The 14800-nt window shown below is 52.3% G+C and carries 21 protein-coding genes; 13 read left to right on the forward strand and 8 right to left on the reverse strand.

The features are described from left to right. Positions 1-8: 8 nt before the first annotated feature. Both LIW51_RS36275 and LIW51_RS36280 read right to left on the reverse strand, forming a co-directional pair. Entirely contained in the window at positions 9-596 is a 588-nt protein-coding gene (locus tag LIW51_RS36275) for a DUF2270 domain-containing protein (protein WP_227380735.1), read from the reverse strand. Between the two features lie 17 nt (positions 597-613). After that, on the reverse strand, positions 614-1021 hold the full coding sequence (locus tag LIW51_RS36280) for a universal stress protein (RefSeq protein ID WP_255767751.1): 408 nt from the start codon (positions 1019-1021) through the stop codon (positions 614-616). A gap of 949 nt (positions 1022-1970) precedes the next feature. Between LIW51_RS36280 and LIW51_RS36285 the strand changes: the two genes are divergently transcribed. Both LIW51_RS36285 and LIW51_RS36290 read left to right on the forward strand, forming a co-directional pair. Further along, positions 1971-2171 carry a dodecin family protein gene (locus LIW51_RS36285; RefSeq protein WP_227380737.1) on the forward strand — a complete coding sequence of 67 codons (201 nt, stop codon included), beginning with the start codon at positions 1971-1973 and terminating at the stop codon, positions 2169-2171. 529 nt (positions 2172-2700) lie between these two features. Next, positions 2701-2868 carry a hypothetical protein gene (locus LIW51_RS36290; RefSeq protein ID WP_227380738.1) on the forward strand — a complete coding sequence of 56 codons (168 nt, stop codon included), beginning with the start codon at positions 2701-2703 and terminating at the stop codon, positions 2866-2868. 537 nt (positions 2869-3405) lie between these two features. Here the strand turns inward: LIW51_RS36290 and gvpO (LIW51_RS36295) are convergent. Together gvpO (LIW51_RS36295) and gvpA are read right to left on the reverse strand one after the other, a co-directional pair. Next, complete coding sequence (gene gvpO / locus LIW51_RS36295) at positions 3406-3885, reverse strand: gas vesicle protein GvpO, halophile-type (protein ID WP_227380739.1); 480 nt, start codon at positions 3883-3885, stop codon at positions 3406-3408. Between the two features lie 17 nt (positions 3886-3902). Further along, positions 3903-4157: a gas vesicle protein GvpA gene (gene gvpA / locus LIW51_RS36300; protein WP_227380740.1), complete on the reverse strand. Its 255-nt coding sequence runs from the start codon at positions 4155-4157 to the stop codon at positions 3903-3905. A 267-nt stretch (positions 4158-4424) separates the two neighbouring features. Here gvpA and gvpO (LIW51_RS36305) point away from each other — a divergent pair, with 267 nt between their 5' ends. From gvpO (LIW51_RS36305) to gvpM, 10 genes are all read left to right on the forward strand, one after another. Then, positions 4425-4850, forward strand: coding sequence for a gas vesicle protein GvpO (gvpO, locus tag LIW51_RS36305; protein ID WP_227380741.1), 426 nt, complete (start codon positions 4425-4427; stop codon positions 4848-4850). Next, complete coding sequence (locus tag LIW51_RS36310) at positions 4847-5464, forward strand: hypothetical protein (protein ID WP_227380742.1); 618 nt, start codon at positions 4847-4849, stop codon at positions 5462-5464. Before gvpO (LIW51_RS36305) ends, LIW51_RS36310 begins: the two co-directional genes overlap by 4 nt. Before the next feature lie 130 nt (positions 5465-5594). Next, entirely contained in the window at positions 5595-6221 is a 627-nt protein-coding gene (locus LIW51_RS36315) for a GvpL/GvpF family gas vesicle protein (protein WP_227380743.1), read from the forward strand. Beyond that, positions 6218-6472: a gas vesicle protein GvpG gene (gene gvpG, locus LIW51_RS36320; RefSeq protein ID WP_227380744.1), complete on the forward strand. Its 255-nt coding sequence runs from the start codon at positions 6218-6220 to the stop codon at positions 6470-6472. The genes LIW51_RS36315 and gvpG overlap by 4 nt, the downstream gene beginning before the upstream one ends. Then, entirely contained in the window at positions 6472-6888 is a 417-nt protein-coding gene (gene gvpH / locus LIW51_RS36325; RefSeq protein ID WP_227380745.1) for a gas vesicle protein GvpH, read from the forward strand. The genes gvpG and gvpH overlap by 1 nt, the downstream gene beginning before the upstream one ends. Further along, complete coding sequence (locus LIW51_RS36330) at positions 6881-7654, forward strand: hypothetical protein (protein ID WP_227380746.1); 774 nt, start codon at positions 6881-6883, stop codon at positions 7652-7654. The genes gvpH and LIW51_RS36330 overlap by 8 nt, the downstream gene beginning before the upstream one ends. Continuing rightward, positions 7647-8036, forward strand: coding sequence for a gas vesicle protein GvpJ (gvpJ, locus tag LIW51_RS36335; protein ID WP_227380747.1), 390 nt, complete (start codon positions 7647-7649; stop codon positions 8034-8036). The genes LIW51_RS36330 and gvpJ overlap by 8 nt, the downstream gene beginning before the upstream one ends. Next, positions 8023-8340, forward strand: coding sequence for a gas vesicle protein GvpK (gene gvpK / locus LIW51_RS36340; protein WP_227380748.1), 318 nt, complete (start codon positions 8023-8025; stop codon positions 8338-8340). Before gvpJ ends, gvpK begins: the two co-directional genes overlap by 14 nt. After that, the gene (locus LIW51_RS36345; RefSeq protein ID WP_227380749.1) at positions 8333-8488 is read left to right on the forward strand and encodes a hypothetical protein; all 156 of its coding nucleotides are present in this window, start codon (positions 8333-8335) and stop codon (positions 8486-8488) included. Before gvpK ends, LIW51_RS36345 begins: the two co-directional genes overlap by 8 nt. After that, the gene (gene gvpM / locus LIW51_RS36350) at positions 8485-8733 is read left to right on the forward strand and encodes a gas vesicle protein GvpM (RefSeq protein WP_227380750.1); all 249 of its coding nucleotides are present in this window, start codon (positions 8485-8487) and stop codon (positions 8731-8733) included. The genes LIW51_RS36345 and gvpM overlap by 4 nt, the downstream gene beginning before the upstream one ends. Positions 8734-8977: 244 nt before the next feature. Here gvpM and LIW51_RS36355 read toward each other — a convergent pair whose 3' ends face one another. Next, on the reverse strand, positions 8978-9175 hold the full coding sequence (locus LIW51_RS36355; protein ID WP_227380751.1) for a hypothetical protein: 198 nt from the start codon (positions 9173-9175) through the stop codon (positions 8978-8980). A gap of 531 nt (positions 9176-9706) precedes the next feature. On the opposite strand from LIW51_RS36355, the gene LIW51_RS36360 reads away from it, so the two are divergent. Continuing rightward, on the forward strand, positions 9707-10393 hold the full coding sequence (locus LIW51_RS36360) for a DUF2270 domain-containing protein (RefSeq protein ID WP_227380752.1): 687 nt from the start codon (positions 9707-9709) through the stop codon (positions 10391-10393). A 784-nt stretch (positions 10394-11177) separates the two neighbouring features. Here the strand turns inward: LIW51_RS36360 and LIW51_RS36365 are convergent. The 3 genes from LIW51_RS36365 to LIW51_RS36375 form a co-directional block, all read right to left on the reverse strand. Next, the gene (locus LIW51_RS36365; RefSeq protein ID WP_227380753.1) at positions 11178-12152 is read right to left on the reverse strand and encodes a diacylglycerol/lipid kinase family protein; all 975 of its coding nucleotides are present in this window, start codon (positions 12150-12152) and stop codon (positions 11178-11180) included. Positions 12153-12648: 496 nt separating this feature from the next. Beyond that, a complete protein-coding gene (locus LIW51_RS36370; protein ID WP_227380754.1) occupies positions 12649-13755 on the reverse strand; it encodes a CNNM domain-containing protein in 1107 nt (368 codons plus the stop codon). 657 nt (positions 13756-14412) lie between these two features. Then, positions 14413-14592 carry a hypothetical protein gene (locus LIW51_RS36375; protein ID WP_227380755.1) on the reverse strand — a complete coding sequence of 60 codons (180 nt, stop codon included), beginning with the start codon at positions 14590-14592 and terminating at the stop codon, positions 14413-14415. Between the last annotated feature and the right edge of the window lie 208 nt (positions 14593-14800).

The raw sequence follows: 14800 nt of genomic DNA on the forward strand, positions 1-14800 counted from the left end.
GAAAAGGCTTAGTGCTGCTCGTCCGTTGGGCGGCGCTCAGTTGGCCAGAGGGTCAATATCGTCAGAAGTAGATAGAAGCCGATGAAGACGCTCACGACCATGTTCCCAGGTACACCGGGGATCGCCGCCGCGTCACGCCATCCCTCGCCAGGAGTATAGAGAGTGAGATACACGAGCCAGGCACCGCCGAGAACGAGGTACAAGACGAAGTAACTCTGTCGAAGACGCTGAGAAAAAACTTCCCGGTACGAGACTGCAGGTAGCGGATCACCCCACTGGGCCTGTCGATGCCAACCGAGTATCTCTGGTGGATCGATCGTGTTCGGGGCCTCGTCTTCTCCGTTTAATTGGGCAGCTACGTGAAGAGCTGTAGAGAGACGATGCTGACTGGTATCAACGGCGAGGTACAGGGTGATTGCAATTATGCCGATCAACAAGAACTGCGGCGCGTTTTCAGGGGTCACAAACGCAAAAACAATCATCACTGTCATCACTGCGATTGCCCAGCGAACGGTCTCGTTTATGTGTTCACGAAACGTCTTTATCTCTGAGATCATTTCCTGAGTATATTGGAGGGAAAATCGCTTTGAAGTCATTTAACGAGTAGTCGCCTCTACTGCACCTTCCTCTGTCTCTGGATTCCACTCTGGCTGTGGAGGGGAACCGTGTAAACAGGAACCTCGACTTGTCGAAGAACGGCTTCCATAACCCTCTCGTCAAGGATATACTCGAGGTTGGTCTGATCTTGTGTTCCCATGACGATGCAGTCGATCTCATGCTCAGTGGCGTACTGTCTGATCACTTGAGCTGGTGCGCCAGCGGCGATCGATACCGTAACTGTTTGTGCACTCGACTGTGCCGTGCGTGCGATCACAGCATCGACAACTGACCGGTTACTCGCATTAAATGCCTCGTATAGCGAGTCACGTTCGGTGGATGGATCAACGTCGACAAATGAAATGATGTGAAGGGCAGCACCGGATCCCTCGGCCAACTCGAGGCCGGCGGCAATCGTATTCATTGCTGTATCATTCGCATCGATTGGAAGAAGGATTCGCGTAAACATACATGATTATTCGTGTTCTCTATCGATAGCTCTGTCGCTCTCGTAGCATGAGATCAGCAAATGATCCATCAATATAACTAAACTAATGACGTTTGATTATATGACCGACACAGAATTAAACACTTCACTCAACAAATGGGCAAGTGAGACCTCTCTGTTCGCATTGATCGTGAGATACTGTGACCACAAGACAATGTGAGTAAACTACATCAGGGGAAAGAAGGGAGAGATTGTCAAGACTATCATACGCTACATTGTGTTTTGTCGTTGTATGTATAGCTCGAAGTGAGCAGATCATAGTATCGGATTGGTGAGTGGCGGATGAAGGTTTGGAGAAGAAGAGAGAAGAGGTAAGCAGAACAGAATTTGCAAATTGAGCAGCTCGCTCAGCTTCAACGTCAAACCGAGCAACAAGAACCGACAATCGCGGAATTAGAGCGGGTAAAAACAACAGTCCAAACTATATCGGCTGGTTTCATCGTCTATGAGGGACTCTGTGCAGACTGTGAAAGTGGTGTTATCATCCGGACAGATGATACGCTTCGGTCTACGTCATGTGGATTCTGTTTCTACCTCTGAGTGCGACTATGAAGGAATAATTCACGTTATATGTTCTCTCCCGTCCTCTATTATAGTAGATGGGTAACATATAACAATATTTTCTATTATCGACTAGCTCGCATATCTTTCTCTATAATATTATTAAAAATATCTGTTATTATCTATTATTAAAAAGGATCTTGGCGCTCTGCTGGTGATCTACGAGCACCTTTAAATACGAACCTCCTAAAACTTCGTTTACTACTTTATTTTTGGTAACCTCATAAGACTTTTGACAACTGGATCCCTGTCGAGATAGTTATAAATAATCATTAAGCATGATCATCGCGTTTGTCTCGGTGGCATGAGTGTGTTCAAAGAGATCACAATCACGGCGACAAGTGCCGACTCGTGGGAAGACGCTGCTCTCACTGCGGTCGAACGAACCGAGCAGACGATCGAACAGATCCAATGGGCTGTCGTACAGGATCAGTCGCTCCAATTGAGCGGCGATGCTCCCACGTTCAGAACCAAACTCAAGATCGGCTTCGAAGTTGAAGAGTAGCAGTTCTACCAATCTATCACCGGTTATTTTTCGCCAGAATATCCGTGAACATACCATAGACAGGGTTTTGACTTGGATGTTCATTATATAGGAAAGGACAGGGCTGGCGGTCGAATGACTGAGTCCCAATCTTCTAAATGGTGTGGACACTGCTCTCTACCATTTTTAGAGTACTCCTTTCTAATATGGACGTTGCTGACTGTAGACTGGAAGTCCGATATCCAAGATGACGACGGCTTCCTCTGGTATGTCTTGTCCGGAACAACGCCGATACACTCCTCATAACTTTATCTTCTGAATTTCAATACTAGTCGTATGCTCGAAGCGACCTAGGAGCAGACGACCGCATGCCGTCAACAGGATCGCCTGCAGCTGTTTGTCGTTGGTGTCGGTATCCTTCTTCGCCATCTTCTCGGTCGGTAAGCTGAGGCGATCGCTTCTTCGCGTATCACTCTGACGTCTGTTCCGTAGTTGGACAATATCGTTTTGTCCTCACAAGTCGTAACCGTGAACCACCGAGGGCGGGATTATGAGTGTGACTGTGCAGATCGCCGAGAATCAGAGCATCCCAACGCTTGTCCAAATCCTCGGCGAAGGAGACGGAACGATCCTGATTGCCACAGTTGATGAAGAGAAGCGGGATCTCCGAATTCTCTTTCCGGATTCTGAGGCCCTCTCTTCCGGCAGGCGGACATGAACGTTGTGGTACCCTTGACTGATGGGTAATTCATGCTCGTTCATCGGCACTGGCGAGTATCTTAGACGGCAGTTGTAAGCAACTCCAGTCAGACGCATAGCAGACGCATGTCAGCCACGGTCACAAAGCCTATTGGGCGCTTGTCCGTGTGTTCGCGTGCCGGTTTGCTCGACCGGCAGGCTCGGGGAGGGGTCATACAGCCCCCTTCCTTTGAGAGTTAGTCCATTGAACTAACGGGCAGGTGTGCTCCCCATCCTACATCCTCCTACCAGACTCGTCAAACCATCAAACAGCCTCTTGACTGTCTACCACATTGCATCTGGTGTTTTTACCCGCTATGTGGATTTCGTCTCCTTATGAGACTCACTGGCACTGTCGCCATTGGTCGGCAGTGAACTGTATCTGCCGCTGTTTTATACTTGTATCCATTTCCATCGTAAGAAACGCCTTTTCCGGGATTTATTCTCGACTTTGACGTGAACGAATGCCTGTTGCTCTCTATCGCCTGCATGTCCCTCAGCGTCAAAAAGCGATGATCTACCGTTCGCGGTCGTCGCCTCGACGATATCGTTCTCCGAGACGATAGCCGGTTACCTCGCCCGACTCGTTCAACGCCACCGCGTACTGTCCGAGAATGTCCTGCGTATCCGGGATTGAACTTCGTTCGACTATCTCGACGACGACCTCCCAGCCATCCTCTTTCTCGGTTATCTCGATAATACCGTCGAGCGGGTGGCCGACCAGGTCAGCGGCAACGTCCTCCATCGTCTCTCGGACGTCCATCACGCCGAAGTGGCCGTCACGTTCTTTGTTCGCGCCCTCTGTCTTCTCGCCCGCATTGCGTTCGGTCTCTTGCTGTTCGCCTTGTTCGCTCACGTCGTCATCCTCGTGTTCGTCGGCGTCGCCTATCGTCTCGTCGTTAGAATCATGTTGAAAGCAAAACCCGTCGTCCTGTGCCGGGCGTGAACAGCGACCGCTAGACTCGGTGAGCGCCCGGCACTGGTCGGCTTCCGACATGATGTTTCAGCGAGTTCCTACGATGTGGTGGCCTTTACATCTACTTCCTCGAAGTCAACTTCCTCGCCCGCCTCGGCATGTTCTATCTTCGACATCTCCTTGGCGTAGTGGATGAACGTATCGACTGACGCGACGACGACGCGCGCCTCGACCGTCAGCACCTCGATACCGACGACGGAGATGCGTGCCCACACGTCGATGACGACACCCTTGTCGAGGATTCGATCCAGCACTTCCGCGAGACTGGACGAATCTGGATTTGATCGTGCCATAGGCAATCAGTGGGATTCTGTCCCTATAGTATATAATTCTGCCGAACGCCTCTTGACGATTCAGATCGTCGTTGTAACCTATTTTAAAGAAAGAGAAGCGAAGTTAACGATACTCGTATCGAATTGAGACATTGTGGTCGAAATTAGCCATTACGCCACTGCTGGATTAAATGACGACGAATGTCCGACGAGAAATTCCCGATGAGGGGCACATGAGTTATTGTCGTGGGTATCGACGTGCCTTTGGGGGAGACAATGAGCCACCGAATGGACGACTCCAGTATCGGCGAACTCGACGATGTCATCGACCGACTCGCCGACGCTGTCGAGGAGTCCGAACACGATACGGAACACGATGCGGAGGACGAGGTAAAGACCAAGATGGAGACGGAGAGTGAGATAGACGTGGTAGACGCGCGGGACATAGGACGAGCTCCGACAACTGACCTCGTCGGCTCACCACTCGACGGAGTCGTTGAGGTTGAAGACCACGAAGACAGGTGGCGAGTGGTCGCAGATATGGTCGAACGGAGCGCGATTCCCGACACGCAAGACATCCTCGGGCGGTACGTTATCAATCTCGACATGACCGGAAATGTTCGAGGCTACGATCGCGCCGGGCGGTATCGGCGCGAAAACGTCGGCAAACAGCGAGAGATTTTCACCGCCAACGAATACTCGGGGAATATATGAGCGACGATACGCAATCGGCACGGGAATTGCTCGAAGAGAGTTTACAGGAGGAAGCAAACGTCGAACAGCTGTTCGACGAACTCCTCGAGAAGCGAGAGAACGGTGGCACCGTCGGGCGCGACCTTGGTGGGTTGATTGGCTGTGGACTGGGGATGCTCCTTGGACGCAAATTTGGGGAGTCGGTTGGGGTGCGAGTCGAGAGCCGGTTCGGTAGAGGCGAGCGCGAAGCGTCCGACGACACCTCGCGCGAGCAACTCATCCGCCAGCGTATTCAAGATGCTTTCGAGCTGAGCAAGGAGGAGGCAAACCAGATACTCGCCGATGCACCCATAGGTAGAACCGAGCCCAGGGAAGAAAGTGGCGAAGATGGCGGCGAGGGGAAAGACACCGAGCAGGAATCCGATAGCGAGGAGGATCCCGACGAAGCGGGGACGGAGACGGAAGACGCCGAAACGCCGGAGGAAGAAGATGAGTCGAACAAAGAGGAAATGGAAGCCGAGGACGATTCAGAGGCAGAGCAGAGCCTTGACCTAGATGACCTCTCGGATAAGGATCTCCAGACGCTGGCGAACGACCTGCTAGACGAACTAAAACAGAGAAAAACTGCGCAATGATGGCTTCGCACAGCGTCGCCAAACTATCCGATTTGCTGTGAACGAGGCGTATGCTTACTATTTCCCCCCCACGGCTTATTAGCGCCCGTCACGTCCATTTATAGTTGAGGACACTATTGCACTGGTAACGATGAGTTCGAACCGATACGTCTACGGGGTGGTCGAACAGAACGAGTTCGAGTTCGACGCCGACGCGGTTGGTGGCGCGGACCGAGTGTACACCGTCGATTACCAAACACTCTCCGCCGTCGTCTCGGACATCGACACGACCGACCCCGAACGAACCGACGAGGACAGCAAAGCGCACGACGAGGTGCTCCGTCGTGTGCTCGAACGCGACGACGTGGACGCCGTCGTCCCGATGCAGTTCGGGATGGCGTTCAAGGACAACCGAACCCTGAAGACCGTCCTCCGCGGGGCGAGGCGGGCGTTCACGAAAGCCCTCCACGAGGTGGACGGCCACGTCGAACTCGGCGTCAAACTCGTCGCCGACGAGGATGCCGACCTCCCTCGCGAGGAGATCCGCGACGATGTGGGAGGACGACTGTCGGAAATCGCGGCGGGCGAGACGGACGACGATCTGTTCAGCGATCGACTCGTGTTGAACCGCTCGTACCTCGTCGCCCAAGACGACCGCGAAGCGTTCGGCGAGGTCGTGGACGATGTGCGCGAGGAGTACGGCGACCTCACCGTCCAGTACACCGGACCGTGGGCACCGTACAACTTCGTGGACATCGAGATCGGAGCGCAACGATGATCGTCGTCGATGACTCGCTCGTGCGACCGTTCGTCTCGCTCCTCGACGTTCTCCACTCGATGGCGCTGGACGAGATGTACGACGTGGAGGGGATTCAGGACGAACTCAAGGAGATGCACTTGCTATACGAAATCGGTGAACTGTCGAACGAGGAGTACCGAGCGCGGAAAGACGAACTCAAAGCGCAACTGGAGGTTGCGGAGGAAGTTCACGAGCGATTGCGGAACGGAAAAGTCGAGGTAAAAGGATAATGGGATTGTTCGAACGGCTAGTCAGATTGGCGAACGCGCTCGCCGAAGAAGACGGGAGCAGAACGCGCTCCGGAGAACTCGGCGATGCCGGGGGGCGAATCAACTACGCGGTCACGTTCGACTCCATCAGTACCGACTCCCCGCAAAGCCAACGACGTTCGTCGGCGTCGCGCCAAGAGTACCTCACGGACGTTCGGGAGGAGGGTGACGAGCTCGTCGTCACCGTCGACGTACCGGACGTGTCGGAAGACGACCTCTCGGTCAGGTTCGACGACCAGATGGGCACGGTCGAGATTCGAGACGCAGAGCAACCCGTCAAGCGTCTCGACCTCGACCGGAGCGATATGCACGTGACGGCGGCGGCGTATAACAACGGCGTGCTCGAACTGCGGTTCGGAGGGTCGGAAGATGGATGACAAACAGATCGAAGCGTTCGAGAAGGAGGTGCGGTCGGTCGTCGAGCGACTGAAATCGGCGTTCGAATCGTCGGAGTCGTTCGAAGAGGTTGCAGACGAAGCGGAAAAGCTCTGGTCGGTATTGGACGAAGGGGAAGACGTGCTCGACGAGATCGACTTGACCGATGTCCCGGACATCGTCGACTCGTCGGACGCTTCCGAGGCCATCGACGTCGAAGATATTCCGAAGGCGATCTCCGAGGGCGACCCGGAGGAGGCCATCGACACGTTGGGCCTCATCAAAGCGGTCGAACTCCGGAAGCTGTGGGGGTCGACGGACATGCGCAAGCTCTGGCGGGAAGCGCGCGAGTTGGAGGACGCGGTCGACGATCTCGGCGACTCCGACGACGGCGAAGACGATGGGATGGTGTCGGGGATGAGCACCGACGCGGGAGGTGCTGACGTGGACGTAGACGGCGAGATGCGGTCGAAGCTGTACCAAGCGAAGATTCAATCCGAACTGCAAGACAGCGTCGAGACGTTCCGCGAGAAGCTGCTCGAAACTCGAAACGAACTCGCCGCCATTAAAGCGGAGAACGAGTCGATAGGCGGCCCCGGCCAGCCGAACTCGCGCAACCCGACGGCCTACTCCACCATGGCGCAATCGCGTACGGACATGGGGAGCGCGGGGAGCTTCTCGACGGTTCCGCGGGAGACGAAATACTCGTCGGCACCCAACATGAAGCGAATCTACGGCGATAGGTTCGAGGAGGAAAACGATGAGTGACGCGAAACCGACGCGCAGTCAGTCCGACCTCGCGGAGATGCTCGAACTCCTGCTCGACAAGGGCGTCGTCATCAACGCCGACATCGCGGTGACAGTCGGCGAGACGGAATTGCTTGGCGTCCAACTCCGAGCTGCCATCGCCTCGTTCGAGACGGCAGCCCACTACGGACTGGAATTTCCGGAGGGTACCGATATGAAGCGCGTCGAGGAGGTGGCGGGCGTCGAAGAACTTCCGGAGTCGGAGGCGGTGACGGTCGAGGCATCTAACGAGGAGGGAGACGAGGAAGTGGAGGCGGAAGAAGCCGGAGAAGAGGAGGAGACCGAAGAGACTCAGGAAGAGAAGGAAACGCAGGAGGTGACGGCGGAGAATGAGCGCGATTGAGATCGACGGCGACGACGCGGGACGCGGACTCATCGCGCTCGTCGTCACCCTCGTCGAACTGCTAGTCGACGCCTTGGAGCGTGAGGCGGTTCGGCGGATGGAGCACGACGACCTCGACCCGGAGGAGATAGAGCGACTCGGCTCGCAGTTGGCGGCGCTGGAAGCGGAGATAGATCGCCTGAAAGAGTCCGAAGGAATCGAACGCGAGGTGGATGACCTCCGCGATGACTTGGACGCCCTGCTTACCGAGGCGCTGGTGGACGTCGCGGAGCACGAACCAGAACTGGAGGGCCTCGATGGCTGAGATCGGAGTCCGGTCGGCGGACGCGACGGAGTTCGAGGAGGGACGGTACCTCTACTGCGTGGTCGATTACACGACGGTAGAGACCGAATTTTCGGAGATGGGCACCGACGGCGAACCCGTCTTGTTCGCCCCCGAACTCGACGCATGAAACCGACGAAAGACGACCACGCCGTGGTGGATTTGCTCGACGTACTCCTCCGTGACGGAGCCGTGATACAAGCGGACGTGGTCATCACGGTCGCGGACGTGCCGCTGGTCGGGTTGAGCCTTCGCGCCGCCATCGCCGGGATGTCGACGATGACCGACTACGGCTACTTCGAGGAGTGGGACGCGGTGCAACGCCGACGCACTCGCGCGCCGGATGACCATCCGCTGCTCCCCAGCGAAGATTAAGGAACCTCACGCGAAGGCTCTTTGAATAGTTATGTGATGACGAGATTCGCCTCCAACATTGTCTATTCGATCATCTCGTTTTCGCATCTACCCAAATTTACGAGCAGAACAGGAAGAATGACATCCCCGTGGTCGTGTATCCTCGAAGAGCATTAACTCTAGTCGGTTGCCGTTTACCATTTACCGAATATGACCGATTCACGTGGGCCGACCAGTCCATCAACGATGGGTCGCGCGTCACCGATTAGAATTGGTGTTGGATGTCATTTTGGTCGGCGGATTGAATAATGATTTTGTCCTCGCGAACACGAACGAATACTTCATCACCGATCGTCATATTGGCTACTGCCAGCTCATCCTCATGCAAATTAATATGAACGTTGTGATAGTGCCCGTGTTCGTCTGTCATCCCGCTTGGACTGAGCGTCTTTCGTCGTACCATCAGGCTCCTTATCAAGTAGGTTTTCGATGGCTACACTTAGCGATTCTGCTGGCAGTCTCTCCCCGTTTTTACACACTCAAGGAAAAAGCCCACAGCTTCAGACGTATGGTGACTTCGACAGCGTGATGCGCTATGGTATTTATCTACACAGTACAGTAGGAACTGGTGGAGCCAAGCCGGGGTAAACGCCTCTGGTGACCGAGACCACTGTGCCTTCGGGTGTATGTCCTGTCGTGGAACAAGGAAGCTCACGAGTTTATTCATGCGAGGCCATCATTTTCGGTACCTGTTTCTCTTGTAGTCAGTGTAGAATTGATTCCAGTGAAGTCTCCCGATCAGACAGAATATCTAGGGTGGTGTCTGGAGGACTGGTAGGGAAATAGTAATCGACATCGATGACTGCGAAATCAGCATCCATCAACCCCTACCTTCAGATCCGATATATTCAATCCACATCGCCCGCTATCCATCCGACCATCACCAATACTGATCAAGAATCAGCTTAATACGCTGTGTCGTGTACTCAGACATATGAGCACCGATGATGCACACAGATTTGATCCGGAAGCGCCGGAAGAGCGAGAAATCGGGCGCGAGATGGTCGACCAGAGCACCGGGCTTGGCTCGGTGATGGCCCATTTTTACCGCGGCGAGATGGACCGTGTGTCGACCTGGCGCCAACGACTCGATGAAACGACAACGTGGGCGGTGACAGTCATCGCAGCTCTGCTTGCATATGGTTTCTCGACGAGTGGTACACCCACTATTATCCTTGCTGGAATTGTCGTTACGACGATTTTTCTTGCAATTGAGGCACGTCGCTACCAGGACTATGATGTTTTTCGCGCCCGGGTTCGTATCTTACAGGAGAATCTCTTTGCGAACGCACTTGATCCCTCTGAAGGCGTTGAACAACGAGATTGGCGCCGGCAACTTAGCGAGGACTTCCGTGACCCAACACTCAGGATCCCATTTTCAGAGGCGATCGCCCGACGGCTGCGCCGAATCTACCTTTGGTTGTTGTTTCTTCTTCTCGTTGCCTGGCTCTTCCGACTCACCACTGTCGCACAGGGCAAGACATGGATAGATAATGCGACGATCGGTGTTGTACCTGGGAGTATCATTTTAGGGCTCGTTGCAATGTTCTATCTCGGGCTGGTGTGGATTACGTTCCGCCCACGGTCGCGGCGCGCGAGAGAAGATTTTGGTCGCGAGTGAGAAATTCAGGAGTCGGAGAAACGCGATGAACACCATTCCAGAATACCTTCGCTCAAGCGCTAAAGTGCGCGTGCGGCCATGTTTGAAACCTCATGCCGGTTAATGCTGGCGTGTATTAAAGCAAACAATGTTTCGAGGAACTAGAGTGCTCCCTCTGCAAATAGTTGTGGTCTGTTTTTGTTTTACTTGTCCAAACGAGGAAGGGATGGTAAATAAACCTCATAATTAATATAGAATAATCCTTGAGATAATCGTCAGTTTGATCGATCCCCGACGCTGAAGGACTACTCAAATCATGTTGTTTTCACTTGAGCCGGCGAGACATCACCAAGGTTCCAAGAATCAACAGACCGATGCCCCAATACAGAGAATCGCCTGGGAGCCAAATCAAAAGTAATGTAACAATTCCCGAGCTGAGTAGCGACCAACCGATTGTCGTATCGTAGCTCATATACTAGCATAGTTGTATCTCTACTTAGCCTCCCTGGTTTCCTGAACGAATACCTTGTTGGATACTCGAAAATCAGCTCCCTATTAGTTGGATGGACGTGTGATTGGCTAGTCTATTGGATACAAAGTGACTGTTGAAAGTCGAATTTTTCCATCCTCGGAAGTTTTACTGATTTCTCCAAGCTGCACTATGTGGATCAGGAGGATGACAATGTATAACTATTAGCTGTCAGAATTGAGCCGTCATAATCCCATACACGGCCAATTCCCATCGACTTCCTTGTATGTAAATTCGAACAACATGTCCTCAAATCAGACTCATAGCTCAATCCGTTCAGTTATCTGTTGGCTCTGGACAATACTTCGTACCGACAATGACCTCCAACTCTTGCGGACGAACAGATAGTGAGAGCTGCTGGTGTGTACGTATCTCCCCATCCAGGCTAAATTCGATGTCCTTATCTTGTTGACTCGTGATTTCGAGCTGCTCTGTAGTAAGTTGGGTTACGTGTTCTGTTTCCTGTCCAAATAACCGCTGTGTCGCAGCCTCAGTGAGCAGATCGTTCGTTGGCATTTCTTCGACGATCGTTATCTCAAAAAGACCATCTTCTACGTTAGCCTGGCCACCACCGCCCGTGAACCGACGGGCATTGCCAATGAGTATGCAGAGCGCGTCACCCGTCCATGTTGCTGGGTTTGTTTCAGACATCTCTTGAGCATCGATTTCTACGTGAAGCGGATCAAAATCAGCTGCTTGCTGTAAACCACTGATCACGTAGGCAAGTGTGCCGAACCGTTTTTTCAAATCCGAACTGGTCTCTGCACTCGTCTTTGCTGTCAGTCCAGCAATACAGGAATTCGTGAATGGTTCACCGTCGGCGATGCCCAAATCAATGCGTCGTCTTTCACCGGCTCCAAGGAGTTCGAAGGCGTGTTCGATGTTCATTACCCCGATATTCTGGGCGAAATTGTTTCCTGTTCCCCCCGGAATAACAGCGAATGTTACATCTGTAAGCGAATCTGCCTGTGTAAGCCCGTAGACGACCTGGTGTATAGTCCCGTCTCCACCACAAGCTGCAACCAATTCGGCGTCCTTGTCAGCAGCTTCTTTAGCAAGAGCGACTGCATCACCCTCTTCCTCCGTCTCTCTGATTATATACCCACGATCCGCCGCACGTGAACGCACTTCAGCCGCGTGATCAGCACTCCCACTAGCTGGGTTCAGTATAATCCACCACTCATTGCCATCGTCATGTGAATGAGTCTCGGATACGTTTACGCCATTTTGGAACGACTTATCGTCTTTCATGGTTCGGAAGAAATTCGCCTGAAATACATTCCTCAAATGTATTGCAGCCCATATGCATCCTTCGGTTAACCTCAGACCCGTATCGATTTGGTGCCGGCGTGTTGGTCTTCGACGGAAGATTAGGAACCGTTAATTGGCAAAAGAAGAGGTACTTCCCGTAAATATTGGATAATGTTGGCCGTCTCTACGCTGACCATAGCCTTTGACTCATCGAAGTAGCGAATTAATTGATGTAGGTCTGTAACGCAGTCGGTATGATTGTATAGACACGTACACAGGACATGGTCATATATTTTCACTCACTTTTCAAACTGAAACAGGGCAAGTTGCGGTACAGGCCGTTTATCGCTTGTAGTGTTTGTTCCTCGTTAGGAATCAACAATCAGGATTATACTAACCAGTGGAGCTATCGAGAGAAAATGCGATGATTTGGTAGTAATTATTATATTGCGAGAAAGGTCAAACTTGCTCAATAGGCAATTCGATCATCGACTCATTAGACCCCTACTTCTTTGTCTGCCTCTAATGGATCCTCCAGCTCACCTGCGATTACTTCGAATGTATCGGTCGCAGTAACGAGACCGACAGTGCGACCATCCTCAACAACCATTGCCAGTTCCTGTTGATTCTGCTGAAACTGATCAATGAGATCACTCACCGCGACATCTGGTGGGATCGTCATCGGAGGAGCAGCCACATCGCCGAAACTGCATTCACCATTTTCTAATTGCTCCTCATTCTGAAGCACTGCTGGAACGTGAACGGTTCCCACGACATCGTCAAGATCTGTTCCGACTAATGGAAAGCGGTCATGAGGCCTTTCACGCATTCTACTGATGTTCTCCTCAGTTGTCCACTCTGTGGAGATAGCGACGATATCGTCCCGGTTCACCATAATATCGGCTGCGTGGATTCGATCAATAGCGAGCGTATTGATCACCTCTCGGCGCCGTTCAGAAGGAAGATCCATATGTGTTAAGATATTGCCCATCTGACCGAGTAATTCACTCCGTGTCGCACCTTCAGCTGTCCCCTCCTCACGCTCTTCCTCAGCCCACGAACGAGTAATTTCGACTCCAAACAAGGTGAGCAAAGCTTTGGCCGTCCAGTCAGCGAGTCGGATAATCGGAGAGAGAATGCGTGTCCACCAATAGAGAATTGGCGCGCCGTACTTCGCGATTGTCTTGGTTCGTTCAATCCCCAGGTATGTCGGTGCCTGTTCACCAATTGTAAGATGGAGCAAATTAATAATTGCTAGTGCACTAATCACTGCGAGCGTTGTATGCCCTCCACTCTGTCCACCGAAAAGACCACCAAGTCCAAATACTGAGATAAGCGGATCGATAACGGCTGTAAGTGCGGGTTCAGCGGCCACACCGAGCCCGACGCTACAAATCGTAATACCAAGTTGGCACCCGGATAGATAGATTTCGAGCCGTTCAGTCATTTCCCATGCGCGCTCAAGACCTTGCGACCCTTGGAATTCTTCCTCGGCGAACTGGCGAACCCGAGTCATCGCAAATTCGATCGTGACAAAGTATCCGTTTCCTAGAAGAAGGATAAATCCGATGAATAGGCGAACGAATGTAAGTGGATCTGCCATTGTCTTCCCCTTTCTGCTGGTTTCCTTATAAATGTATTTTTATCGTGATGACCAGATTTTTCCAGCCTCCATATATCAGTTCTTTTCGGTGACCCCACGCAGGTTCGAGCGAACTCTCCGTCACTACTATAACGCCACTAGCAAGAACAATTAGAAATAACAGTAGGAGATACACAAGTACGTAAAATAGAAGACTGATTGATCGGTTTTCAACGGATTATCCCTACTTCGACAACGTAGATGAAGCACCTGGATATCACTTTATGTAGAACAGTCAAATTTGGCGTATACTTTCCGTCGATACCTGAGTTCTTATCTGTAACTACTCCTCTAGTCAGTGAAGCTATTCGCGTGTCAAGGAGCTACCGGCCCAAATCCCTCGATTACACCCTCATACATACGTTCGTATCTGCGCAAGCAATTTTTGAAAGTTCGTCTTTGCCTAGCGTAGATGGGTTTGCAGAGCCGATCTTTTGCCTTGTTTGCAGTGGTAATGTACTCTTCCTTCTCCTTTTAGTAAATATAGAGGCTGCAATGAGATTGTTCTTTACACTTCAAACGAAGAGTACTGATCCAGCTCGAGTGGAGCGCTGAACGGTGGAAATAGCCAACTTCTCTCTGAGTACACTCAATAGTACATCTTGGATTGTGAGCGAATCAGACGATTTTCGTACCGCTTACGGTGACGTCAATCGTCTCAACAGTCTTGCCATCGAAATTGACTGCACTGAGTGTGGCAGTCTGGCCAACCGGAAGAAAGAGCGTCTTACTCGTCTGTCCGCTTTGGACAGTCCCAGTATCGAACTCGGTGCCATCTTGTTTAATCACCGTCAGCATTCGGACACCGTGTTTCGTTGTTGCTGCTGAAGTAAGACTGATACTGGCTGCCACCCGACCACTCGCCCACGGTTCACTGATACTAATCCGTTTGAAGATGGATGAGTTCGCAAGATTCGCTGTCTGCACTGTGGGGCTGAGCGTAAGACACCCACTTACCCCGAGCGTTCCAACCATCGCAGTCGCTTTGAGAAGTGTTCTCCGTGAA

The sequence above is a fragment of the Haladaptatus halobius genome (assembly GCF_020618475.1).
Lineage (GTDB): Archaea > Halobacteriota > Halobacteria > Halobacteriales > Haladaptataceae > Haladaptatus > Haladaptatus halobius.